This is a genomic window from Sphaerimonospora mesophila (genome assembly GCF_001417795.1).
GTDB classification, from domain to species: Bacteria; Actinomycetota; Actinomycetes; order Streptosporangiales; family Streptosporangiaceae; genus Sphaerimonospora; species Sphaerimonospora mesophila.
This window is the reverse complement of the sequence record NZ_BCBX01000030.1, coordinates 250,184-273,850: the sequence shown is the minus strand read 5'-3', so window position 1 is coordinate 273,850 and position 23,667 is coordinate 250,184. Positions and strand designations below refer to the sequence as shown.

The window sequence follows — 23,667 nt, the reverse complement described above, 5'->3', positions numbered from 1 at the left end:
CCTACCACAACGCCCACCCCCACCCCCCTCCTCTTGGGTGTGATCTTGTAGTTGCCGGCAGAGGGCCATCCTGACCTGGGCATTCGCTATCCGTGATCTTGCGGAAACTCGCATGCAACGTGGTTCACCTGCGGCTTCGTTGTTCTTGATCTTGCAGTTCGTAATGCAAGATCACGAACTCATCCTTCCAGGTCAATGGCCAGGGCTGCGAGTTTCTGCAAGATCACGAAAGGGGTCAGGCCAGGTCGCGGGCCATTCGTGCGAGTATTCGCAAGATCACGGGCTGTCCTTTTCCGGGGTCAGCGGAGGCCGAGGCGGATCACGTTCCAGGACACGGGCGGGAGTACGACGCGGAGCGGGTCGGCCCGGTGATCGGGGTTGGCGCGGGGCGCGACGCGGTCGGGGGCGTCGGCCGTGTTGCGGGCGTAGACGTCCGGGTCGGTCAGCGTGTCGGCCGAGGTGATCACGACATCGCGGCCCAGCGCCCTGGCGTCGATCTCGAGCGTCACGGGCTCCTCGGTCGAGCGGTTCACCGCGAACAGCGTCGTCGTCTCGTCGTCCTCGTCATGGGTGGCGACCGCGTGCAGCACGGGGACTTCGCCGAACTCGGCCGTGTCGTACATGGGTGAGACGGGCTCGACCCGCAGCACGTCGCCGGAGGCGTACCGGGACGCCTGCGCGAAGGGATGGAAGGTCGTCTGCTTCCACACCCGGCCGCCGGGCTCGGTCATGATGGGCGCGATCACGTTGACGAGCTGGGCGAGAGAGGCGGCCAGCACCCGGTCGCTGTTACGCAGCAGCGTGATGAGCAGGCCGCCGAGGGCCACGGCGTCGGCCAGGTGGTAGTGGTCCTCCAGCAGCGGCGGTGCGACCGGCCAGTCAGTGGGGGGCTCGGCCGACCGGAAACGGCTGAGGTACCAGATGTTCCACTCGTCGAAGGAGATGCCGATCCGCTTGCGCGACCGCAGCCGCGCCCCCACGTGGTCGGCGGTGGCCGCGACCGACGCGATGAAGTGCTCCATGTCGGTCGAGCAGGCCAGAAAGCCGCCGAGGTCGCCGTCCTTCTCCTCGTAGTAGGCGTGGCAGGAGATGTGGTCGACGACGTCGTACGTCTCCTCCAGGACGGTCGCCTCCCAGGACCCGAAGGTCGGCATCGACGAGCCGGAGCTGCCGCAGGCCACCAGCTCCAGATTCGGGTCGATCATGCGCATGGCGCGGGCCGTCTCGGCGGCGAGCCTGCCGTACTCGCGGGCGGTCTTGTGCCCGATCTGCCAGGGGCCGTCCATCTCGTTGCCCAGGCACCACATCCTGACGTCGTGCGGGTCCTTCGACCCGTTGGCGATCCGCAGATCCGACAGCGCGGTGCCCGACCGGATGTTGCAGTATTCCAGCAGGTCGAGCGCCTCCTGTACGCCCCGGGTGCCCAGGTTCACCGCCATCATCGGCTCGACCCCGGCCAGCCGGGTCCACCGCATGAACTCGTCGACGCCGACCTCGTTGGTCTCCGTGCTGTGCCAGGCGAGGTCGAGCCTGCGCGGCCGGTTCGCCCGGGGGCCGATGCCGTCCTCCCATCGATATCCGGAGACGAAGTTCCCGCCCGGATACCTGACCGTGCTGACGCCGAGCTCCCGGGTGAGCGCCAGCACGTCGCCGCGGAAGCCGTCCTCGTCGGCCGTGGGGTGACCGGGTTCGTAGATGCCGGTGTAGACGCAGCGGCCGAGGTGCTCGACGAACGTGCCGAACGTGCGACGCCGTACGGGGGCCACCCGGAAGGCGGGGTCGATGGTGAGCTGTGCCTGAAGCACGGCGCATCTCCTTGGGCTCGGGGTGTGACGGCCTGATTGTTAGCGTTCTCATCCTTAAAGGTCAAGAGGATGCCCGCCGCCGCAGGACCTGACGGGTGCGGCAGACCGAGTGTCGATGTCTTGTTGATATCGCTAACACGCCGAGGGGGTGGCTCGCTCCGCGGAGCCCGCAGCAGTTCGTCACATATCCGATCAAGCACCTGCGAATGGTGGTGGGATGCGGGCGGGTCTCAGGCGGAGATCACCCGATAGGTGCGGCCGGGGGCGGCGGTGAAGGCGACACGGTCGCCGTCCGCCTCGGCGGGAACGTCGCGGCCGTCCTCATCGAGGAGCCGGTAGGCGCCCCTGAAGACCTGGTTGCGGATGGTCAGCGGGCCGCCGGTCCCCGTACGCAACCTGATCTCGATGTCCGGGGCCGTGCCGTACGACCAGGTGATGTCGACGGTGACGTCGCCCCGGGCGCGCAGCCCGGAGACCGAGCCGCGCCGCCACGCCGAGGGCAGCGCGGGGAGCACGTCGACGTATCCGTCGTGGCTCTGCAGCAGCATCTCGGCGATGCCCGCCGTGGCGCCGAAGTTGCCGTCGATCTGGAACGGCGGGTGGGTGTCGAAGAGGTTGTCCAGGGTGGAGGCCCTGAGCTGCTCGGCGAGCAGCCGGTGGGCGTGGTCGCCGTCCCGCAGCCGGGCCCAGAAGCTGATCTTCCAGGCCTTGCTCCATCCGGTGCCGCCGTCGCCGCGTGCCAGCAGCGACGTCTCGGCCGCGGCCGCCTCCTTCGAGCCCGCCTCGATCTGCCGCCCCGGGTGCAGGGCGAACAGGTGTGAGACGTGCCGGTGGTCGTCGGCGGGATCGTCCAGGTCGTCCTTCCACTCCTGGAGCTGGCCCCACGAGCCGACGCGCAGCCCCGGGTCCAGCCGCTCCAGGGCCGATCTCAACTCAGCCCGGAACGCGGGATCGGCGTCCAGGACCTCGGCCGCCTCCAGCGCGTTCGTGAACAGGTCCCAGACGATCTGCTGGGACATCGACGCCCCGGCCGAGAAGTCGCCGTGCTCGGGGGAGTAGGAGGGGGAGACGACGAGCGTGCCGTCACGCGGATCGGCGTGCAGGTTGTCCAGCCAGAACTCGGCGGTCTCCCGCAGCACGGGATAGGCGGTCTCGCGCAGGTAGTCCAGGTCTCGGCTGAACAGGTAGTGCTCGTGGAGATGCCGGGTCAGCCACGCGGCGGCCTCGGGGAACCAGAACGCGGTCGGCCAGTCGTGCACGCCGGCGAAGCCGAACGGGTTGGTCTCGTTGTGGACCACCCAGCCCCGCGAGCCGAACGTCTCCCGCGCGGCCCGCCGTCCCGGCTCCAGCATGGACAGGACGTACGCGTCGAACGGCCGGGCGGTCTCCGGCAGGTTGGCGACCTCGGCCGGCCAGTAGTTCATCTGCAGGTTGATGTTCGTGTGATAGTCACCCGCCCAGGGCGGGGTGGTGGAGTCGTTCCACACACCCTGCAGGTTGGCCGGCAGCGACCCCTCCCGCGAGGACGCGATCAGCAGATATCTGCCGTAGGAGAAGAACAGCGCCTCGAGCGCCCGGTCGGCGGCGGAGTCTCCGCCGGAGCCTCCTCCGGAGCCTTCGCCGGAGTCTTCGCCGGTGTAGGAACGCAGCAGCCGATCGGTCGGCACGTCCGGCACGCGCTGCCCGATGTCCAGGCTCACCCGGTCGAACAGGCCGCGGTGGTCGGCGACGTGGGCAGCCCTGAGCAGGTCGTAACCCTCGGCCACGGCCCGGTCCACCACCGCGATGATCTTCTCGCGCGGGTCGGCGCCCCGGTAGGCGGGATGGGTCATCGCGTAGTCGGTGCCCGCCGACAGCACGAAGACCGCGCTGTCCGCGCCGGTCACCGTGATCCGGCCGGCGCCGTCGGTACGGCTGCCGCCTTCGGCGATCACCTCGATCTGTGCCTCGTACCGCAGGCCGTTGTCGGCCAGCGCGCCGCGCACGGTGAGGCGGCCGTTCTCCGTGGTCACGACGTGTCCCGGATGCGGGGAGGAGACGCCCAGCGTGAAGGACACCCGGCCGGGGGCGTCGGCCGACACCCTGCCGGCGATCACGTTGCCGGGGTGGCAGGCCAGATACTCCCGCAGGTGGCGCACGCCGTCGGTCGTATAGGAGACGGTCGCAACGGCGTCACGCAGGCGCAGGTCGCGCCGGTAGTCCTCGGGACGGTGCTCCGGGGCGTACGGAAAGTCGAGCCACAGATCGCCGAACGGCTGGTAGGCGCCGTAACCGGCCCTGGGGCGGCCCAGTCTGGCCGCGGCGTCCTCGGGCGACATCCCGCCGTCGCGGTCGATCAGCGCCCGCACCCCGGCGATGTCGCCGGGCCGCGGCCCGGTCCGGTCGCCGAAGTCGTAACCCTGCGTCGAGCCGGGGCCGCCGGTCCACAACGTCTTCTCGTTGAACTGCAGGCGCTCACGCCGCACGCCGCCGAAGACCATCGCGCCGAGCGCCCCGTTGCCGATGGGCAGCGCCCCGGTCTCCCAGTCGGCGGCGGGCTCGCCGTACCAGAGGGTCAGGTCCTCCGGCATGCTCGGACGCTCCTTTCGATGGGGGTCAGATCACGCAGCCGACCGCGCCCAGGATCCCGAACCCGGTGAAGTCGACCGGGACGTCCCAGGGCACCTCCGGCCGCCAGGCCTGCACGGGCACGATTCCCGGTTTCAGGAGGTCCAGCCCGGCGAAGTACGACTCCAGGTGCGACAGATCGCGAGTGGCGACGCCGCCGGCCGAGGTCCCGGAGTAGACCTGCTTGCCACAGCTGACGGCCGCCTCGTCCCGGGTGCCCTGGTAGGCGTGCGTGAGCACGAGATGGCTGCCCGGAACGAGACGCTCGCGTACCTGGTCCACGATCCGGGCGGCCTCCTCGTCGTCGGAGACGAAGTGGAGCACCGCGACCATCAGCACGGCGAAGGGCCGGGTGAAATCGATGTGCGCGCGCACGGCGGGGTCATCGAAGATGGCCTTCGGTTCCCGCAGATCGCCGGAGACCGCGATCGTGGTGCGGTTGTCGGCCAGGAGCGCCCGGGCGTGGTTGAGGACGACGGGGTCGTTGTCGACGTAGACCACGCGCGGATCGGCGATGTGCCGCTCGGCCACCTGATGGACGTTCTCCTGGGTGGGCAGACCGGCGCCGATGTCGATGAACTGGCCGATGCCCGACCGCGCCAGCAGCCGTACGGCACGGCGGAGGAAGCCGCGGTTCTCCCTGGCGATCTCCCGGGCGTCGCCGCCCACTTCCCGGCCGAGAGCGATGATCTTCTCGGCGGCCTCCCGGTCGGCCGCGAAGTTGTCCTTGCCGCCCAGGTAGTAGTCGTACATCCGCGCGACGCTGGGGACGTTGGGGTCTATTCCCGCCGGCACCCGTCTGGCTCCCTCCACGCACCCGCCCCCTCAGGTAATGATCCTTTCCGTGAATCGTATATGAAACACGACGATGGGGCCCCATAGCATCTCGTGATGCCGTGGCCATCACATGCCGGTATGCCGACCAGACCCGTCCTCCGATGTCTTCGATCACCCATCCGACACCCTGAGGCCGATCGGTGCTCCAGTCAATGGACTCACCAGGAGAAATCGGAAGAAGATTCTCATCGCTTCCGACGGTCATCCGGTCTGGCCGGGAAAATCATCGGATGTTTCTTCGGCGGCCGGGGAACTAGGCTGGAGGTCGATCACCGCGAAACCGGTGAAACGGGCTTATGGGTGCGGCGAGGAGGCATATGGTGGCGTCCACCGTGGCGGGATTGGTCGGATTGATCCTCTCGCTGACGATCATGTTCTTCGTCATCTATGCGGCCGTACGGCTGGCGTTGAAGCACGACAGGGCCAGCGCCCGGCGTGAGCTGTCGGGATATCAGCCCGGATACGGACCGCAGCAGCCGCAGTTCCACGCGCCGCCTCCGGACACGGGGTGGCAGCCTCACGGTGGGCAGGGGCAGTCGCCGTACGGGCCGTGAGCCCCTCGCCGTGACGGTCGCCGGCGCGTCCGCGCTGGGGCCGGAGGTGTGGTTTCGGATGCGTTGACAGGCAATCGTTTGGGCCCATACAGTCGATTTCAGTCGACCATCTGGAGACCCCGGCCATGCCCCACCCCGCGGATCTGATCTTCATCGACGGCGATGTCCTCACCGTCGACCAGGCATTCTCCGTCGCGCAGGCGGTGGCCGTACGAGATGGGCGCATTCTCGCGGTCGGGCAGACCGCAGAGATCGAGGCGCTGGCCGGTCCGCGCACCCGGGTCGTCGATCTCGCGGGGCGCACCCTCCTGCCCGGCATCAACGACTCGCACCTGCACGCCACCGCGTGGGGGCTGACCCGGCCGCCGTTCGCGCTCGCCGTCGGCCACCCCGACGTGGCCTCGATCGCCGACATCGCCGAGGCCGTACGGCGGGCCGCCGCGACCACCCCCGCCGGAAAATGGATCACCGGTCTCGGCTGGGATCTCGGCTATCTGGCCGAATGCCTCGCCGACCCGGGCCGCCGCCCCCACCGCCGCGATCTGGACGCCGTCTCACCCGATCACCCGGTCTGCCTGACCGACTTCTCCGGACACATGCTCTGGGTCAACTCCAGGGCGCTGGAGATCGCCGGCATCACCCGCGACACCTCGCCACCTCCCGGGGGAGTCGTCTACGTCGACGCCGCCGGAGAGCCCACCGGCATGCTCGGCGAGAGCGCGATGTCCCTGGTGCAGCGGTGCGTCCCACCCGTCGGTGTGGAACAGCGCAAGCAGGCCATCCGGTCGGCGGTGGCGGCGCTGCACGCCGAGGGCGTCACCAGCTTCACCGAGCCGGGCCTCGGGCCGGGCGGCACCGAGATCCTCGGCGGCAGTCTCGGCACCGAGTCCCTGGAGGCGTACATCGAACTGGCCCGGGCCGGTGAGCTGGCCGCCCGGGTCAGGGTGCTGCTGCTGCCCGCCCCCATGGGCGGCTCGGCGGCCGACGTGGCCGCCGGACTGCGCGAGCTCGCCGCGGTGCCGTCCGACGTGGACCCGGAGCGGCTCGCGGTGATCGGTGTCAAGGTCTTCGCCGACGGCGTCCCGCCCAACGAGACCGCCTGGATGCGCGAGCCGTACGGCATGGCCGGCGGCCACGGCGCCCTGTGCGTGCACGGCGCCGACGCCGCGCTGCGGGAGGCGGAGCTGACGGAGATGATCCGCATCGCGCACGCGGCCGGCTACCAGGTCGGCGTGCACACCACCGGAGACCGGGCGATCGACGCCGTCGTGGCCGCGTTCGTCGCCGCCGACCGGGCCCACCCCCGGGCCGACGCCCGGCACTACGTGATCCACGCGGACTTCGTCTCGGTGGAGAACCTCGCCACGCTGGCCGCGCACGGATATTCCGTGAACATGAATCCGGCCATCAAATGGACCATCGCCGACCTGATGGACGAGGTCGTCGGCAAGAGGCTTTCCGACTACCAGTGGCCGGTCCGCTCCGCCGTCGAGGCCGGGCTCGCGGTCTGCGCCGGCTCCGACGCCCCCATCACCGAACCCAACTGGCGGCAGGGCGTCGCGTCGATGCTGCTGCGCGAGTCGAAGGCCACCGGCCGGCCCAGCGGTCCCGAGCAGTGCGTCGATCTGGCCACCGCCGTCCGCGCCTACACGATCAACGCCGCCCGCCAGGACTTCGCCGAGTCCTGGAAGGGCAGCGTCGAGGTGGGGAAGGTCGCCGACCTGTGCGTTCTCGGCGGTGACCTGCGTGCCGCCGACCCCCATGACATCCCCGGCATCCCGATCGACCTCACCGTGCTCGGCGGCGAGATCGTCTTCGACCGCGAGGGCGTCTCGCCGGCCTGACGACCCGCCGCTTGGCCGGGCCGGTCGGGTGATCGTCAGCCAGGTTGCAGGGGGCGGAGCGGGAGGGGGCGAGGACCGCAGGCCGGGCCCCGCTCGGCGGGGCCTGGCGGGCGGACCGGAGCTTCCTCCCGGCGCAGCGACCGTGCCGCTCAGGGATTTCCTCAGCGGTGTCCTTACCCGAGTCAGCCCGCCCGGCCGTCGCAGCCGACGCGCTGTGTGCTCAACGCGATGTCGTCCATCCAGACGTCGTAGGAGGCGGGGGAGGGGTTGGCCTGGTAGAGCTGCCAGCCCAGCTTGACGGTGTCGAACCGGGGGAACACGAAGTCGACGTCGTTGCCGCCGTGATCACGGGTGGACACGGTGAGGTCGGGCTTGGCCACGCCGTCGAACCACACCGAGATCCGGTTGTCCGTGGCGTCCATGCGCCATTCGACGCACTGCCACTTCCCCGCCTGAGAGGGGGCGGACTCTCGCCAGTTGGTCCAGTCGCCGGTCGGGCCGCCGTCGGCGCCGACGCCCCACAGGTCCTTGCCCAGTGTGGGGACGTACTGGCCGCCGAGCGGGCGGACGATCTCGGGCCCGGTGCCGGTGGCCTCGATGAGCGTGTAGTGCGCCCAGTCGGGCGCGGTGGGAAACGCCTGCACGCGAAGCCGTACCCTGCCGTAGAAGCCGTTGCCCGGCGGGGCGAAGTCGTCGACCTTGAGGAAGGCGCGGCCGTTGCCCTCGGTGTGGACGTGCAGCACCTTCTGGCCGTGCCGGTCGCGCTCCACCGTGAGCGTGCCGTGCTTGGTGTCGATGCCCCAGTTGAGGCTGCTCGCACCGCCGGTGGGCAGGGTCTGGAAGTCCTCGCAGAACAGCAGCGCCGTGTTCGCGCAGGTCCGCTGCTGCCCGTGGTTCGCGGGCGTCGCGCCGTACGCGACCGAGGTCGCCGTGAGCGGCAGCAGGGCGGCCAAGCAGACCCCGGGTAACCATTTCCGCACGACATGCTCCTTATCGGGTGATGACGGACGGAGGTAAAACTACGGCATTTGGGAGCGCTCCCATAGACCTTTCCCCGCATCGATCGCCGAGCCTGAAACGTTCAGCGGACGGGGCGGGCAGCCGGCCGTCAGTAGCCGCCGCCCCTGGCCCTGAGGACGAGGAAGACGACGACGGCGATGACGGCCACGACCGCGAGCACGGCGGAGGCGATCTTGGCGGCGCTGTGCGGCCGCTTCCCGATGACCTCGCCGGTGTGGGCGTTCACCATCACCTGCCAGGTCTTGCCGCCGTGCAGGTAGGTGAGGAACCACACCGGGAGCAGCACCAGCTTGAACGTGAGATCGAAATAGTGGGTGTCGACCGAGCTCACCCGCTGCTCGTCCCCGCCGATGTCGCGGCGGCAGTCGTCCTCGATGACCTCGGCCATCTGCTGCTTGGCCGACTCGAAGCCGCTCTCCGGTTCGATGTCGTAACGCACGGTCTGGAAACCGGCCAGATACTCCTGCTGGTACGGAACGACCTGCGCGAGCGGCCACGGGGTGAGCTTTTCGAGCTGCCTGGCGGGGACCCGGCCGGTCCCGGCGACGAGGACGTCGTCGAAGGCGCGCGAGACCCTTCCTGATGCGGACGACCAGCGGGTCTTGCGCACCTGGCGGGTCGCGGTCCTGGTCTGGCCGTTCTCCGTGACCGTGTAGGTCTCGGTCACCCAGTAGTGGTCGCCCCGCTGGCCCCGGTAGTCCGAGACCGTGCTCGCGTCATAGGTCCAGTACGGCAGATAGCTTCCCTTGAAGGTCTCCGCCTCGGTCACCTTCTTCAGGCTCGAGGGGGCGAACCAGCGGGAGGAGGTCCACTTGCGCAGCGCGGCGCGTGCGCCGTCCCTGTCGATGCCGAACGGGATCATCGCCTCGGGCACGATGCGCTCGATGGCGCCCGCCTCGGCGACCAGCGGGGTGCCGCAGAACTGACACTTCTCGGACAGCGTGTCGCTCTCCGTGTGCGCGTGGCAGCCCGGGCAGACGAACATGTGCGCCGCGCCGGCCGTTTCCCGTGGCTTGACCGGCAACCGGGCCAGCATGGCGAAGTCGTGCTCCCGCACCTCCCGGCCGGTGGGTGCGATGGGCTGCTCCTGCCTGCAGTACGGGCAGCGCATGCGGTGGGTGCCGGGGGCGTACTCGAGGGTGGCGCCGCACGACCGGCAGGGATAGGAGCGGGCGGTCGCCGCCCCGGCGGCGTTCGGGTCGGCGGCGTTCGGATGGGACACGGTCGGTCCTCCGGAGGTGCGGAAGGGGGTGGAACGCGGCGCTCGTCGCGCCGGGGGAGAGCCGGCGGGGGATAGCCGGGGAGAGGGGACCTACGCCTGCGGGGGCAGCGGAGGCGGGACGGTGGCCAGCACCTGGGTCAGCTCGGGCACCTGCTCGGCCGGGAGCCAGTCGGGCATGCCCGTCCGCCAGACCAGCGTGGCGCGGGTCAGCGCGCCCGTGCCCACGAGACCCGGCAGCGCGGCGAGCTCGTACGGCCCCTGCTGCCGGCCGTCGACGGCGACGTACCACTGGGCCTGCTGCTGCGACGGGAGCGGCGGCGGCCCGCCCGCGGGGAAGGCCGGTGCGGCGGCGGGCGCCGGTTGCGGCCCGTGGCCGAGCCCGGCGGCCATTTGCCGTCCGAGTTGCTGTCCGAGTTGCTGTCCGAGGGCCATCCCCATGCCCAGGCCGATGCCCTCGCCCGCACCGCCGGGGTTGCGCGCCGCCTCGCCGATCGCGTTCGCGGCCTGGAATCGGGTGTACTGGTCGAGATCACCCGCGATCGCCATCCGGGTGCGCGCGTCGACGGCCGCCTCGACCTCCGGCGGGAGGGAGATGTTCTCGATGAAGAACGTGGGCACCGAGACGCCGACCGGGGTCAGTTCGTGGGTGAGGATGCCGGCCAGCCGCGCGCCCAGCGCGTCCTGCTGGGTCGCCAGGTCGAGCACGGGGATGTTCGCCGTGGCCAGCGCGTTGGCCAGCCGCGCCACGATCATCTGCCGCAGATGCTCCCGCACCTCCTCCGTGCGGAACCGCGGGTCGGTTCCCGCCAGCTCGCGCAGCAGCCCGGCCGGATCGGTGATCTGGACGGCGAACCCGCCGAACGCCCGCAGCCGCACCATGCCGAACTCGGGGTCGCGCAGCATGATCGGATTCTGCGTGCCCCATTTCAGGTCCGTGAACTGGCGGGTGTTCACGAAATAGACCTCGGCCTTGAACGGCGAGTGGAAGCCGTACTTCCAGCCCTTCAACGTCGAAAGCAGCGGCAGGTTCTGCGTCTCTAGGACGTACGTCCCGGGGACGAAGACGTCGGCTATCCGGCCCTCATTGACGAATACGGCCGTCTGCGATTCCCGGACCACCAGCCGGGCGCCCATCTTGATTTCGTTCTCATATCGCGGAAAGCGCCAGACGATGGTGTCCCTGCTGTCGTCCGTCCACTCGATGATGTCGATGAACTCACCGCGGATGCGGTCCATCAAGCCCACGTTTTCCCGCCGTCCTGCCGTCGCCGGGTGCCCCGTCCGGCGTGTCGTGCCGAGCGCTCACCGCAATCGGCTTCGCCGACCATAACAAGTCGGGCAGAACGGACGCGAGTCATCGTCGTGTTCGCGTGCCCGCCTCTGCAGTTGTTCGCGTGCCGCCTCTGCAGGCCCTGGGTATGGACCCGTCACGGCGCGCACACGGCGCACCCCGCCTCGCCTTCGGGGAACTGGGCGAACACGGCCTGCTCCGGGGCGATGAGATTGACACCGTGGAGGAAACCCGCGGTGACCGGCGGGACCTCGGTGATGAGCCGGATGACCCCGTGGGCGATCAGGTGGCCGCACATCCCCGCCGACGTGGCGATCGCCCCGGGACCGCCGAGGTCGACGGGACGGGCCGCGTTCCCCGGACCCCGGTCTCCGGGCCGTCCCCGTCTGCGGTCCTCGATCCGCTGCATGCACTCGTAGCAGGCGCCGCGCCGCGGCACGAAGACGCCCGTGGTCACGAGCGGGCCGGTGTAGCCGCCGCCCACCCACGGAATCCCGGCGGCGAAACAGGCCCGGCTGGCCCACACCCTGATGCCGTCGTCTCCTCTGGGCTCGTCGGCGCACAGGGCGACCACGTCGAACCCCGGCAGCAGCCCCGCCAGATCGCGTTCGCTTCGAACGCGGAAGGCCTCGCCCGAGACCTCGATGTCGGAGTTCAGCGTTCTCAGGCGCTCGGCGGCAGCGCTCACCTTGGTGCGGCCGATGTCGGCCTCGGTGTAGACGAGCTGCCGGTTGAGATTGGAGAGCTCGACCCGGTCGTCGTCGACCAGGTGCAGGAGCCCCACCCCGGATGCGGCCAGGGCCTGCGCGGCGGACGAGCCGGCGCCGCCGACGCCGATCACCAGGACGCGCGCGGCCCGCAGCCTGAGCTGGGCGTCCCAGCCGTGCTCGCGCGGGGTGACGTCGGCCCAGCGGAAGAAGTCGTGGCCGCGGCTGTAGCGGTCGAGCTCGCGCGGGCTGAGCCCGGAGGCGTCCGCCGCCATGTCCTCGATGTGGCCGGAGTCGAGGAGCTGGGCGACTATCGCGTCCGCGTCGCGACGGCTCAGTTCCGGATGAAGCGACAGCAGCGACGCGGTGACGTCGGCGCACGTCCGCATGCCGTTCATCGCCTCGAGAGCCGTCCACACCCAGCCGTACGGATCTTCGATCTCATGGGCCAGCCCGTAGATTTCGCCGCCGATGCGGATGCGGCCCCCGTCGAGACGGTAGGGCGCATGCTCGGGCTTCACCCTCGGCAACCGCAATCCGGCCTCCCCGGACAGGCATGGGCCGACCTCGGTCGGCCGGCGCCGTTTTCTTCCACGGCGGGACTTCGCATCAGAACCGTGTGCCGCGGAAAGACGAGGCGGGCGGACGGCATGGCGTGGTGAGCGGAAAGATGTGGCGATGACGCGAAGGGGCACGGAGCCGCGGTCGAGACGACGGGAGAGGCAGCCGACCACAGCTCCGCTCGCGCTGATCGGCCTCAGTTTCCGCTGGAGTTGCTGAGGCGCAGGGTGGTCTCGAACCGGTCCAGCCTGCGGATCTCGATCTTGATCGTCTCGTCGATGCCGAGATTCCCCTCGGCCCTGTTCTCGTCGAAGTCCATGAGATCGCTCACGAGTTGCCTCTTCCCGTCGACACGCTCGGCTGCCTTGCTTGACTTTCTGGCTTTATTGACGGCGATTCTGATTGCCTGTAAGCATAGATCGACTTGGGATGAAAGTGAAAGATCTTTTCCATCTTGAGACCCGGGACGGATTCCGGCCGATCCGCAACTCCGTAATCGTCACCGCGCCCTGAGCGAAGCGGGTGCGGCCTCCCGGGCGTGGTCGCCGGCAAGCGGGCCGAGGTCGCTGTGAAAGCGTGGCATACCGCGGAGAAAGAGGGTGGCGAGCGGCACGGCGAACCCGGCGATCATGCTGGTCACCAGCAGCGGAGACCGTCCGATCGCCTCGGTGACCGGACCGGTCAGCGAGAGGCCGAGGGGCGTCATGATCGAAGAGGCCAGCCAGTCCACGGAGGTGACCCGGGCGAGACGGTCCGGCGGGATCTCCCGCTGGAGGTTCACCACCCACTGCACCGCGAAGATCTCCAGTCCCAGGCCGGCGACGACGTAGCACGCGTACACGAACCCCGACGACACCGGCCAGATGAGCGCGAGTGGCACGGTGCCGTACAACGCGATTCCGATCACCGCGGCCAGGCCGGGCAGCTCGGGCTTCCACCGCATGCTGATCACTCCGCCCGCCAGGCCGCCGACAGAGAGCACGGCGAGGGCGGTGCCGTACACGGCGTCGCCGCCGAAGACGTCACGGGAGACGAGGGGGAGCAGGACCAGCGCCGGTGCGACCGTGAGCATCTGCTGGAGTGCGACGGCGACGATGCCCCCCGCCACCCACGGCCGCCGTGAGACTTCGGACAGGCCGTCGGCGATCTCCCGGACGGCCGACGTCCGGGGCGCCGGCGTGATGGCGGGCTCGCGCAACGGCAGGAGCAGGACGAGGCCGAGCAGATAGGCCGCCAGCACGGCGAGGAACCCGATCCGTGGTGACCAGGCGGTCACCACGTAAGCGCCGAGACCGGGACCGGCGATGGCGCCGAGCCGCCAGGAGACCGCGCCCAGCGCCGCTCCCGCCGGTCGTTGGGCGGGGGTGAGGACGGACGACAGGCACGCCTGGTAGGCGGGCCGGTGGAACGCCTCGGCCGTGCCGACCAGGAAGACCAGGAGCGCCAGGAGCCACGCGGGCGCGCTGCCGCACAGCCCGATGGCGACCACGCAGCACTGGAAGGCCAGAGAAGCGATCATTACCGTCCGGCGCGGCAGCCGGTCCGCCCACAGCCCGCCGATCAGCGCGAAAACGATCAGCGCGATCCACCGGCCGGTGAAGATCGCGCCGACGGTCGAGGCGTCGCCGCCCGCGTTGAGCGCGGCGATGGTCACCGTCACCGGAAAGATCTGGTCGGCGGCCACCGACATAGTGAAGCTAAGCCATAGCAGGCGGAACTCGCGATTTCGCACCAGGGAACCATCTGCGGGACAAACCGGACGAATGATCCTCCTCCAACGAGTGCGCATGTTACGAAATCAACCCCGCGCGGTTGCGAAGCGCAAGGGAACGTGTTTCAGATGTCGCGCAGCGTATCTCACCCGCGCATTTCCACGTCTCGGTTTCCTCGTTTCCGTTTCCTCGTTTCGGTTTCCATGGCCTGGTCGGCGGCCTGTAAGCGTGCTGCAAGCGGGGCGGCATACCTTCACGGCGCACACCCTCTCCGGTTGAAGGAGTTCCCATGAAGTCCCGAGTCAAGCGCCTGGCCATTCCGGTCGGCGGCCTGACCGCGGCGGGTCTCGTCGGCGGCATGCTCGCCGCCACCCCCGCGCAGGCCGCCGGCGACGTGGCCTCCGACCCGCTGGCCTCCAGCGGGATCGCCGCCAAGAACGTCATCGCCTACTGGATGAACGAGAAGGCGGCCAACCTCATCAATGCCTCGCCGTACGAGACGCTGGTCGTCGCCAAGCACGTGTCCAAGGGCGGGCCGTCCGCCGACAGCAAGCCGGGGACCGTGCCGGCCATCGGCGACGAGAAGAAGTCGGGCGGCACGTCGAAGAACGTCAACCTGCCCCGGACCACGGGCAAGGTGTTCTTCCGCGGCGCCGACGGCAAGCCGCACTGGTGTTCGGCCACCTCGCTCCAGGCGAAGTACCGCAACCTGGTCGCCACGGCCGGGCACTGCGTGTACGACACCAAGAGCAACAAGGCGACCCTGTCCCGCTGGGTGTTCATTCCCGGCTACTACCAGGGCAAGGCGCCGTGGGGCATCTACGTCGGCAAGCAGGCCTTCACCCACTACGACTTCGACGTCTACGAGGACGGCGACCGCGACTACGCGTTCGTCACGGTCTACAACGGCCTGAAGGCCGGCTCCGGCGCCTGGCTGAACAAGGCCGAGTGGGACTGGAAGCAGGTCGACAAGGCGACCTACAAGAAGTACGACCCGGCCATCCGCAGGATCAGGCACGGCAAGTACTACATCGTCAAGTTCACCGACGTCGGCCGCCTCGGCGACAACGTCGGCGGCCAGGGCCTGGCCTACAACCAGAAGCTCGGCAAGAAGGTCTTCGTCTTCGGTTACCCGAGCGGCTCCCACCCGGACGGCAACCACGCCTACTCCGGCCAGACGCTCAAGTGGAGCTACGGCAAGACCTTCGGCGCCAAGGCCCCGGCGGTGAAGGCCGAGGAGCTCATCGGGGTCAAGTCCTCCTTCACCGGTGAGGGCTCCTCGGGCTCGGCGTGGCTGCTCAACTACAAGAGCGCCCGCCGCATCGGCTACCTCAACGGGGTGACCAGCGGCGTCGCCGACACCGACGGCAACGATCGCATCGACACCAGCGTCTCGCCGTACTTCGACGGGGAGACCTACGGCGTCTACAAGTCGGCCGCCAACGTCTGGTCGGGCAGCATCGCCTGATCGGGCACCCGGACACGGCCCCCGGGGGCGGGGCCTGGTCCGGCCGTGGGCCCGGCGGCGTTCGGTGGCGATCCCGGCGCCGGGCTCATGGCCGGGTCCGGTCGATGATCTCCCGGCCCCCGGCCGGTAGCACGGCGGGCTCGGTGAGGCGATTGCTGAATCGGGCGAGCATGGCGGTCTGCGCGGTCTCGGGGACCATCCGGCCGAGCAGCGGTGGGATGCGCCAGTTGGCGGGATTGCGCTTGGCCATCCGCGAAACCAGGGATATCCGCGGGTAGCGGGCCCTCTCGTACGCGCGCAGCCGTACGACCGGCTCGTCGCCGCCCCCGGCGAGCTCGCGACCGAGCACCCACGCGTCCTCGAGGGTCTGGTTGGCGCCCTGGCCCAGGGTGGGCGGCATGGTGTGGGCGGCGTCGCCGACCAGTGTGATGCGGCCCTCCCCCCACACCCGGGGGATCCTGTTCCAGTGGTGCCCGAAGAACTCGAGATCGGCCTCGGTGGCCGCGGCGAGCACCTCGGGGACGGGCGAGGCCCACCGCCCGAATCGGTTCCTGAGCTCGGTCAGCGGTGCGGCGGGCCGCCTGTCGGCGGGCGACCAGCGTACGTCGAACCACCACTGCAGCAGGCCGTCGCCGGCGGGCATGAGCCCGCACGCACCCTCCCGCCCCGTGATCATGAAATGGCGGTTCGTGTCGGTGATCTCGATGTCGATCGGGCTGAGCCCCTGCCACGTGCCGAAGTCGGCGGGCTGGACGGTACCGTCGCCCCACAGGTGGCGCCGTACGACCGAATGGTGACCGTCGGCTCCGATGAGCAGGTCTCCGACGGCCGTCGACCCGTCGCCGAAGGTCGCCGTCACGCGGTCGCCGTCCTGAGTCACGCTCCGGCAGCTCATCCCGTAGCGGACGAGGTCACCGGGCAGCCCGTCGGCCAGTCGCTCCAGTAGCCGACGGCGGGGGACGGCCTTGGTCGGGAAGCCGAAACGATCGGTCGCGTGGGCGATGTTCATGCTGGTACGCATCCGGCCGTCGGCGGTCAGCGCGTCGATCCTGTCGATGCGGGCGCCCACGCCGTCCAGGCTCACGCCGAGATCGTTCAGTACGGCATTGCCGTTGCTCCAGATGAGCACCGCCTTGCCGCTGGTACGCGGGCCCGGAGCCTGCTCGTAGATCCGCACGCGGTGACCGGCGGCCAGTAACACGCGTGCGACGGACAGGCCGCCCACCCCGGCGCCTATGACGATGATCTCCACATCTCCTCCATATCTACTCCGGATCGAAGTTTCTTCGATTCGAAGATACATCGTGGTGGAGTAGGTTGTGGATGTGGCCCACACGCATCCGGAAGAGGCTCTTTTCCGCGAGTTCCTGATCGCGGTCCTGCTGTACAACGAGGCGCTCGCCGACCGGCTCGGCCTGCAACCGGTCGATGTCGCCGCCACCATGCTGCTGGAGACGCGCGGACCGCTCGCCGTGGGAACGATCTCCGAGGAGCTGGGGTTGCCGTCCGCCTCGACCACCCGTCTGATCGACAGACTGGAGAAGGCCGGCTACGTGCGCCGGGTGCGCGGCGAGCGTGACCGGCGCACGGTCACCGTGCAACTGGTCGAGGGCGGCACCGGAGATTACGACGCGGCCTGCGCGGCGTCCAGGCGGCACCTGGAGGCGCTCGCCCTGCACTACCGACCGGAACAGGTGCCGGTGCTGCTGGACATGTTCGTCCGCGTCGCCGAGGCCTACCGATCGGCCGCCCGGGAACTACGAGAAGACCCGGCCTGAACCACCCGGGCATCTCCCTGCTTCGGGCCGGTGTGCATGGGGGCCCGGTTTTCGGGCATGTGGGCTCGACCCGAACGTTCCACGACCGTACGGACGGCCTCATGACCGAACAAGCCCGGCGTCTTCCGACCGGCGACGCAGAAAAGACGAGTAGCGAGGAGCTGCGACGGCTCCGGCAGGACTACCCCGACTGGGGCTTCCTGATCGTCGACGACGATCGGTGGACGGCCGTCCGCGGACGCCGCACCCTGCTCCAGGCGCCGACCCCCCAGGAGCTCCGCCGGGAGCTGCCGCCCCTGCCCGGTGAAGAGCGGACGACGGCCGACGCCCGGCCGGACGCGGGCTCGTCACGCCCACCGGCCCACGAACGAGACCGGCGGCGCGACGAGCGCAGGGAGGACGAGCGCAGGGAGAAAACGAGTCGCGATCTGAGCGGATCATCCATAACCTGAGCGCATGTACTGCATCTGGTTCATTCGTCTGCGCAGCGGCCGGGCTCTGGCTCGCTAGCTTCGCAGGACGCGAGCCCAGGGCCCGTCGAGATCCCATTCGTCTCGAGGACCCGAAAGGGCTTTTGCTGTGGCGCAGAATTTCGCGCACGGAAACTATTCGCACACCCAGCGGAAAGTCAGGAACGGCGCGGGCGGTCGCACGCCCAGAGATCGGGCGCGCCGTGAGCTTTCCCAGAACTTCCTGGTCGACCGACATGCGGTGGAGGCCCTGGTCAAGGCGGCTCGTCCGACCGGTCTCGTGCTCGAGCCGGGCGCCGGTGAGGGAGTGCTCACAATGGCGCTCGCCCAGGCGGGGGCCGAGGTCGTCGGCTACGAGATCGACCCACTCCTGGTGGCCAGACTCAGGGCCAGGACCGATCTGAAGATCGTGAAAGGCGACTTCACCAGGGCGCGGCCGCCGAGCAGGCCGTTCGCGGTCGTGGGCAGCATCCCGTATTCGATCACCTCGAAGATCGTCGACTGGTGTCTGAACGCGCCGCGGCTGACCTCCGCCACCCTGGTGACCCAGCTGGAGTACGCGCGCAAACGCAGCGGCGACTTCGGCAGGTGGAGCCAGGTGACGGTGAAGAGCTGGCCGTGGTTCCACTGGGAGATGCTCGACCGGATCGACCGGGAGAGCTTCCGCCCCGTCCCCTCCGTCGACTCGGCGATCCTGCGGATCGAGCGCAGGTCCGCACCACTCGTCGGCGATGCCGGCGCGTGGGAGGAGCTGGTGGAGCTGGGCTTCTCCGGCGTCGGCGGCTCGCTGTACGCCTCGCTCAGCCGACGGTACGGCGAAGCGGGGGCGGCCTTCGACCGGGCGGGCGTCGCGCGTGACGCGGTGGTGGCCTTCGTCCACCCCGATCAGTGGGTCTCACTCTTCACCTCACTGAATCGCGGAGAACCTCACGGCGATCACCGCTGAGTCGACGCCGGGGCGGCGGCCCGCGGACCCGATCGGATCGGGTCCGCGGGCAGACCATGGGCGTGCGGCGGATTCGGGATGGCCTGCCGGGCGTGCGGCGTCTGATCACATCCCCAGGGCGCGGCTCGCCCTCGTGGCCGCGGCGGCTCGCCTACGGATTTCCTGCCCGGTGACGTACGGATCCGCTCGTATTACGCGCTGTTGAAACGGACCGCCGACGTGCTGGAGAACGGCGGGAGCATCGGTTACTGGAAACCCAAGGTCGTCGATGGCGAGCTCGATTGGGAGATCCTCAGACCGGTACGTCAGGCCGCCTCGGCGGGCTTGAGCGTGAAGGCGTGGATGCCCTGGTTGGTCCCGTCCATCGACACCTCGAAATTCCCCTGGACGCGGTAGAACCCGCTGGTCCATAGCAGGCCCACCCGTGCAGGCTGCTCTCCGAGGATGGTGATCTGCACGCCCACGCATTTCTTGGAGGTCGGCCGCTCACCCGGGTCCAGCTTTTCTCGGCATTCCGGCCAGAAGGTGAACATCGCCCTGTCGTTTTCGCCGAACGAGTCGAAGTCCTCGCCGTTGCCGGCGTAGGGGATGATCTCTCCGGCGAGCGGGGCGAAGACGAGCACCTTCTTGCCCACGTTGGCCCCCAGGAATTCCATCAGCCGCTGTCCCGCCTTCCCGTTGTCGATGGTCTCCTGATAGGAGGGCCGGGCCGGCGCGGCCACGGGTGACGGCGAGGGCGAGGGCCGTGGCGGATCGCCGTTCCCACCGGGCCGCCAGACCAGCAGCGAGCCACTGATGAGTACGGCCGCGGCCGCCGCGCTCGCGCCGATGACCAGAGACCGTCTCCTCCCCGGGCGTACGGGCTCGGTGTCGGGCTGAGCAGCGGTGCCGTACCCGGGTGCCGGCACGGGCTGGACGGCGGCCGGGTCCATCGTGAAAGCGGCGGGCTCGCCCGCGAGGGCACCGGCCAGGGTGGCGGCGTCGGGGCGGAACTCCGCCCGGGGGGCGAGCGCCGCGGTCACGAGCGGGTGGAGCTCGGTGGGTACGCCGTCCAGATCGGCGGCGCCACGGTAGGCGCGGAGCGCGACCGCCTGCACCCCACCGGTGCCGAAGGCCGGTCTCCCGGTCGCCGCGTACGCGATCGTCGCCCCCCAGGCGAAGACGTCGGCGGGCGGTCCCGCCACGGCCCCCTCCAGCACCTCGGGCGGGATGTAGCCGACCGTGCCGATCGCGCCGCCCTCAACGGTGAGCCGGGTGGCGTCCTGTTCCCGGGCGATGCCGAAGTCGATGATCACCGGCTCGCCGCCGACCACCATGATGTTGGACGGCTTGAGGTCGCGATGGACGTGCCCGGCGGCGTGGATCGCCACCAGGGCCTCGGCGATGCCGCGCGCCATCCGGAGCAGGGCGTTGCCCCGGAGCGGGCCCTCGGCCTCGACGACATCGCGGAGCGTCCGGCCCTGGACGTAACGGGTGACGATGTACGGCGGGTCGGCATCCAGATCGGCGTCGACCAGTTCTGCGACCCGGGCACTGCGGATCTTCCGCATCACCTCGACCTCGCGCCTGAGCCGTTCCCGCATGCCGCTCTCGTGGGACAAGCCGGGATGAAGCTGCTTGACCGCGACCGTCCGCCCCTCGGGATCGAGGGCGAGGAAGACCCGTCCCATGCCACCGGCCGCGAGATGCGACTGGGGACGATACCTACCGATGTTCTGCGGCAGTTCCTCACGACGCACTTTCGCGCTCCCGTTCCGCGTTCCCGGCCTCGTCATAGTGTCCTGAAGACCAGATCGACCGTCGACCGGCAGAACGCGCGCTTGCCCGTGTGGTGGAGGTCATCGGGTCAGAGCCCCCTGGCGAGAAGGTCCTTGGCGGCCTGCGATGCCTTGGCGGGCGATCCCGCGTCGAACGGTGGTCGCGGGTCGTATTCGATGGCGAGCTGGATCGCCTCGGCCGTGGTCCGGTCGGCGATGCGCGCCGCCAGCGCGAGCGCCATGTCGATCCCGGACGAAACCCCGGCGGCCGTGACGATCTTTCCCTGGAAGACCACGCGCTCGGCGGTGTAGGCCGCTCCGAAGGACTCCAGCACGTCCACCGCGCCCCAATGGGTCGTCGCCGAGCGGCCGGCGAGCAGCCCGGCGGCTCCCAGCAGCAACGATCCCGTGCACACCGAGGACGTCCACATGGTCCCTTCGTGCATGCGACGGATCCAGCCGAGAAGCGCGTCGTCGTCCAAGAGCCCCCGCACGCCCGGACCTCCGGGAACGAGCAGCACGTCACATGAGTCGATGTCGTCGAGGGCCGCATCGGCGGTGAGGGCCAGCGACGCGGGGACGTCCCGTACGGGCCCGGGCTTGGCCGCGGCGAACACGATTTCGGCTTCCGGCAGGAATTTCAGCACCTCATAAGGGCCGACGGCGTCCAGAGCGGTGAACCGGTCGAACAGCGGTATGACGATAAGCACGGCGCTCCTACGTTCACACTGATCGGCGACTGTCGCTGATTCTCCTCTCGATAATCCCCGTGGATGGTAAAGCGGCCTTCGGGCCGCGTCCGGCGCGCTTTAGCATCTCGCAGACCTGCCGTGCCGGGCCGCTTTCGTGCACTCGCGGCCGGTCGTCGTGATCGGGAGCGGCCGAGGTGGCCCGCCATGATGAAGGGGCAGGCATGAGACGAGCGCGTGGGGCCGGTGCCGTGACCGTGGTGCTCATGATCCTGGCGGGATGCGTCCTCGCCGGCTGTGCGGCGGAGCCGCCCGCGCCGCGGGCCGCGTTGTCGCGGGCCACGAGCGCCCCGCCGACGTCCGCCGCACCGACACCGGAGGCCTCGCCGTTGCCCGGGGCCGCCAGGCCGCACAGGACGGAGGACCGGGGGCCGGTCGACGTCTACGCCGCGGACCGGCCCGGCATGCTCAGCCCCGTCGTCAAGGGCTTTCGCTCCCTCGTGTACGTGCCCAACAGCGAGAGCGGCACGGTCGACGTCATCGACCCGGAGACGTACCGGGTCGTACGGCACTTCCGGGTCGGGGCGCTGCCCCAGCACGTCGTGCCCTCCTGGGACCTCAAGACGTTGTGGGTGAACAACAACCAGGGCAACACCCTGACTCCCATCGACCCCAGAACGGGCAAACCAGGCCGTCCGGTGCACGTGGAGGACCCCTACAACCTGTACTTCTCTCCGGACGGACGGTACGCGCTGGTCATGGCGGAGCGGAACAACCAGCTCGACCTGCGTGATCCGCACACCATGCGGCTGCGGCGCTCGCTGTCGGTGCCCTGCCGGGGGATCAATCACGGCGACTTCACCGTCGACGGCTCGGTCTTCCTCGCGAGTTGCGAGTTCAGCGGTGACCTGGTCGTGCTCGACTGGCGTGCGCCCAGGGTGATCCGCCATATCCACCTGGGCGACAGGAGCATGCCGCAGGATGTGAAGCTGTCGCCCGACGGCACCGTCTTCTACATCGCCGACATGGCCAGGCACGGGGTGTGGCTCGTGAACGCGGAGACGTACCGTGTCATCCGCTTCCTGCCCACGGGCCGGGGCGCCCACGGCCTGTACGTCAGCCGCGACTCACGCCACCTGTACGTGTCGAACCGGGGTGGGGGATCGGTGTCCGTCGTGTCGTTCACGAAGCGGAAGGTGGTGGACGTCTGGCGAATCCCCGGCGGTGGCTCGCCGGACATGGGCGGTGTGTCGGCGGACGGAACGAAGCTGTGGCTCAGCGGCCGCTACCACGGCGTCGTCTACGTCTTCGACACCCGGAAGGGCGAGGTCATCCGCACCATCCCCGTCGGCGCGGGACCGCACGGGCTGTGCGTGTATCCGCAGCCGGGCCGCTACTCCCTCGGCCACACGGGCATCTTCCGGTGACCGGCCATGACGGTGTCCGGGGCGACCCGGTGACCATGGGACGGCTGCGGACGCTCACCGGCCCGGCGTACCCCATGAGCGAGGTCCGGCGAGCCCACGAAGCACTCCGCTCCCGGCGCATGGTCGGCACGTTCGATCCCCGGCGTCAGGATCTCGGCCCGCCCCCCGTGCTAAGGACGAAGCATGGCGGAACTCAACGGGAAACCCGTGCCCCTTGCGGCTCTCCAGGTCCTGGGTCTGGTCAACTACGGTCACTTCACCACGATGCTCGTGCGCGACGGGCACGTTCGCGGCCTGTCGCACCACCTGGATCGCCTCGTCCGTGACTGCCGGCTCGTCTTCGCCGCCGAGCTGGATCCCGTACGGATCCGCGATCACATCCGTCACGCGCTGCGTGACGTGAGAGACACGGTCGTGGTCCGCGTCACGGTCTTCGACCCCGCCCTCGAACTCGGTCGTCCGGGCGCGGACGCCCATCCGCACATCCTCGTCACCACCAGACCGGCGGGCACCGTGCCGCCCGCGCCGATGCGGGTGCGGACCGTGGCGTACCAGAGGGATTCACCGCAGGTGAAGCACGTGGGCCTGTTCGGTGCGTTACGCGTCCGCCGCCAGGCTCAGCGGGCCGGTTTCGACGACGCGCTGTTCGTGGACGCCGCCTCGCGCGTCACCGAGGGCGCGACCTGGAACATCGGTTTCCACGATGGTGAACGGGTCGTGTGGCCGGCCGGCGACAGCCTTCCCGGTGTGACCATGCGGCTGCTTCGACAGGTGCACGGTGGCATGATCACCGCCTCGGTCGATCTGGCCGAGGTCTCCGGCATGCGCGCCGCGTTCGCGACGAACTCGGCCATCGGGGTCCGTCCGATCATCGCGATCGACGACGTCGAACTGCCGGGTGACCATCCGGTCTTCGAGATCCTCCGCGGTGCCTACGAGGGAATTCCCCTGGAACGCATTTGATCCCTCAAG

The 23,667-nt window shown here is 69.6% G+C and carries 20 protein-coding genes; 8 read left to right on the top strand and 12 right to left on the bottom strand.

The genetic code is table 11. The features are described from left to right. Nucleotides 1-299 precede the first annotated feature (299 nt). The 3 genes from AP234_RS01615 to AP234_RS01605 form a co-directional block, all read right to left on the bottom strand. Complete coding sequence (locus tag AP234_RS01615) at nt 300-1,805, bottom strand: alpha-N-arabinofuranosidase (RefSeq protein ID WP_055477703.1); 1,506 nt, start codon at nt 1,803-1,805, stop codon at nt 300-302. Nucleotides 1,806-2,035: 230 nt separating this feature from the next. Beyond that, nucleotides 2,036-4,375 carry a glycosyl hydrolase family 95 catalytic domain-containing protein gene (locus AP234_RS01610; protein WP_083501675.1) on the bottom strand — a complete coding sequence of 780 codons (2,340 nt, stop codon included), beginning with the start codon at nt 4,373-4,375 and terminating at the stop codon, nt 2,036-2,038. A gap of 25 nt (nt 4,376-4,400) precedes the next feature. After that, nucleotides 4,401-5,207, bottom strand: a complete 807-nt coding sequence (locus AP234_RS01605) for an SAM-dependent methyltransferase (protein WP_235557903.1) — start codon at nt 5,205-5,207, stop codon at nt 4,401-4,403. Between the two features lie 359 nt (nt 5,208-5,566). On the opposite strand from AP234_RS01605, the gene AP234_RS01600 reads away from it, so the two are divergent. Together AP234_RS01600 and AP234_RS01595 are read left to right on the top strand one after the other, a co-directional pair. Next, entirely contained in the window at nt 5,567-5,803 is a 237-nt protein-coding gene (locus AP234_RS01600; RefSeq protein ID WP_055477701.1) for a hypothetical protein, read from the top strand. Nucleotides 5,804-5,928: 125 nt separating this feature from the next. Beyond that, a complete protein-coding gene (locus AP234_RS01595) occupies nt 5,929-7,647 on the top strand; it encodes an amidohydrolase (RefSeq protein WP_055477700.1) in 1,719 nt (572 codons plus the stop codon). A gap of 182 nt (nt 7,648-7,829) precedes the next feature. On the opposite strand, the gene AP234_RS01590 is transcribed toward AP234_RS01595, so the two are convergent. From AP234_RS01590 to AP234_RS01570, 6 genes are all read right to left on the bottom strand, one after another. After that, entirely contained in the window at nt 7,830-8,627 is a 798-nt protein-coding gene (locus tag AP234_RS01590; RefSeq protein WP_055477699.1) for a hypothetical protein, read from the bottom strand. 128 nt (nt 8,628-8,755) lie between these two features. Beyond that, nucleotides 8,756-9,889, bottom strand: a complete 1,134-nt coding sequence (locus tag AP234_RS01585) for a hypothetical protein (protein ID WP_055477698.1) — start codon at nt 9,887-9,889, stop codon at nt 8,756-8,758. Nucleotides 9,890-9,979: 90 nt separating this feature from the next. Continuing rightward, nucleotides 9,980-11,125: an SPFH domain-containing protein gene (locus tag AP234_RS01580; RefSeq protein WP_235557902.1), complete on the bottom strand. Its 1,146-nt coding sequence runs from the start codon at nt 11,123-11,125 to the stop codon at nt 9,980-9,982. 191 nt (nt 11,126-11,316) lie between these two features. Continuing rightward, nucleotides 11,317-12,423 (bottom strand): HesA/MoeB/ThiF family protein, encoded by a 1,107-nt coding sequence (locus AP234_RS01575; protein ID WP_063842729.1) that lies wholly within the window; start codon nt 12,421-12,423, stop codon nt 11,317-11,319. A gap of 221 nt (nt 12,424-12,644) precedes the next feature. Continuing rightward, nucleotides 12,645-12,779 carry a hypothetical protein gene (locus AP234_RS39080; protein WP_268777994.1) on the bottom strand — a complete coding sequence of 45 codons (135 nt, stop codon included), beginning with the start codon at nt 12,777-12,779 and terminating at the stop codon, nt 12,645-12,647. A 168-nt stretch (nt 12,780-12,947) separates the two neighbouring features. Further along, complete coding sequence (locus AP234_RS01570; protein ID WP_160330361.1) at nt 12,948-14,180, bottom strand: MFS transporter; 1,233 nt, start codon at nt 14,178-14,180, stop codon at nt 12,948-12,950. A gap of 269 nt (nt 14,181-14,449) precedes the next feature. Here AP234_RS01570 and AP234_RS01565 point away from each other — a divergent pair, with 269 nt between their 5' ends. Beyond that, a complete protein-coding gene (locus AP234_RS01565; protein ID WP_055477694.1) occupies nt 14,450-15,628 on the top strand; it encodes a trypsin-like serine peptidase in 1,179 nt (392 codons plus the stop codon). Between the two features lie 85 nt (nt 15,629-15,713). Here AP234_RS01565 and AP234_RS01560 read toward each other — a convergent pair whose 3' ends face one another. Beyond that, complete coding sequence (locus AP234_RS01560; protein ID WP_055477693.1) at nt 15,714-16,880, bottom strand: FAD-dependent oxidoreductase; 1,167 nt, start codon at nt 16,878-16,880, stop codon at nt 15,714-15,716. A gap of 73 nt (nt 16,881-16,953) precedes the next feature. On the opposite strand from AP234_RS01560, the gene AP234_RS01555 reads away from it, so the two are divergent. The 3 genes from AP234_RS01555 to erm all read left to right on the top strand — a co-directional run bounded on the left by AP234_RS01555 (nt 16,954) and on the right by erm (nt 18,822). After that, complete coding sequence (locus AP234_RS01555) at nt 16,954-17,406, top strand: MarR family winged helix-turn-helix transcriptional regulator (RefSeq protein WP_062414669.1); 453 nt, start codon at nt 16,954-16,956, stop codon at nt 17,404-17,406. A gap of 101 nt (nt 17,407-17,507) precedes the next feature. Further along, nucleotides 17,508-17,858: a hypothetical protein gene (locus AP234_RS01550; protein WP_055477691.1), complete on the top strand. Its 351-nt coding sequence runs from the start codon at nt 17,508-17,510 to the stop codon at nt 17,856-17,858. A gap of 127 nt (nt 17,859-17,985) precedes the next feature. Continuing rightward, entirely contained in the window at nt 17,986-18,822 is an 837-nt protein-coding gene (gene erm / locus AP234_RS01545; protein ID WP_055477690.1) for an ErmE/ErmH/ErmO/ErmR family 23S rRNA (adenine(2058)-N(6))-methyltransferase, read from the top strand. A 305-nt stretch (nt 18,823-19,127) separates the two neighbouring features. Here the strand turns inward: erm and AP234_RS01540 are convergent, their stop codons facing one another. Continuing rightward, a complete protein-coding gene (locus AP234_RS01540; RefSeq protein ID WP_160330360.1) occupies nt 19,128-20,561 on the bottom strand; it encodes a serine/threonine-protein kinase in 1,434 nt (477 codons plus the stop codon). 107 nt (nt 20,562-20,668) lie between these two features. Beyond that, on the bottom strand, nt 20,669-21,289 hold the full coding sequence (locus AP234_RS01535; RefSeq protein ID WP_055477688.1) for a DJ-1/PfpI family protein: 621 nt from the start codon (nt 21,287-21,289) through the stop codon (nt 20,669-20,671). Nucleotides 21,290-21,492: 203 nt separating this feature from the next. On the opposite strand from AP234_RS01535, the gene AP234_RS01530 reads away from it, so the two are divergent. Beyond that, nucleotides 21,493-22,695 carry a hypothetical protein gene (locus AP234_RS01530; RefSeq protein WP_055477687.1) on the top strand — a complete coding sequence of 401 codons (1,203 nt, stop codon included), beginning with the start codon at nt 21,493-21,495 and terminating at the stop codon, nt 22,693-22,695. 183 nt (nt 22,696-22,878) lie between these two features. Then, on the top strand, nt 22,879-23,658 hold the full coding sequence (locus AP234_RS01525) for an aminotransferase class IV family protein (protein WP_055477686.1): 780 nt from the start codon (nt 22,879-22,881) through the stop codon (nt 23,656-23,658). Nucleotides 23,659-23,667 lie beyond the last annotated feature (9 nt).

Excerpts from the sequence above, each read along its gene's own strand:
- AP234_RS01610 (WP_083501675.1), bottom strand. The coding sequence starts at position 4,375 with ATGCCGGAGGACCTGACCCTCTGGTACGGCGAGCCCGCCGCCGACTGG.
- AP234_RS01600 (WP_055477701.1), top strand. The coding sequence starts at position 5,567 with ATGGTGGCGTCCACCGTGGCGGGATTGGTCGGATTGATCCTCTCGCTG.
- AP234_RS01595 (WP_055477700.1), top strand. The coding sequence starts at position 5,929 with ATGCCCCACCCCGCGGATCTGATCTTCATCGACGGCGATGTCCTCACC.
- AP234_RS01580 (WP_235557902.1), bottom strand. The coding sequence starts at position 11,125 with ATGGACCGCATCCGCGGTGAGTTCATCGACATCATCGAGTGGACGGAC.
- AP234_RS01565 (WP_055477694.1), top strand. The coding sequence starts at position 14,450 with ATGAAGTCCCGAGTCAAGCGCCTGGCCATTCCGGTCGGCGGCCTGACC.
- AP234_RS01550 (WP_055477691.1), top strand. The coding sequence starts at position 17,508 with ATGACCGAACAAGCCCGGCGTCTTCCGACCGGCGACGCAGAAAAGACG.
- AP234_RS01530 (WP_055477687.1), top strand. The coding sequence starts at position 21,493 with ATGAGACGAGCGCGTGGGGCCGGTGCCGTGACCGTGGTGCTCATGATC.
- AP234_RS01525 (WP_055477686.1), top strand. The coding sequence starts at position 22,879 with ATGGCGGAACTCAACGGGAAACCCGTGCCCCTTGCGGCTCTCCAGGTC.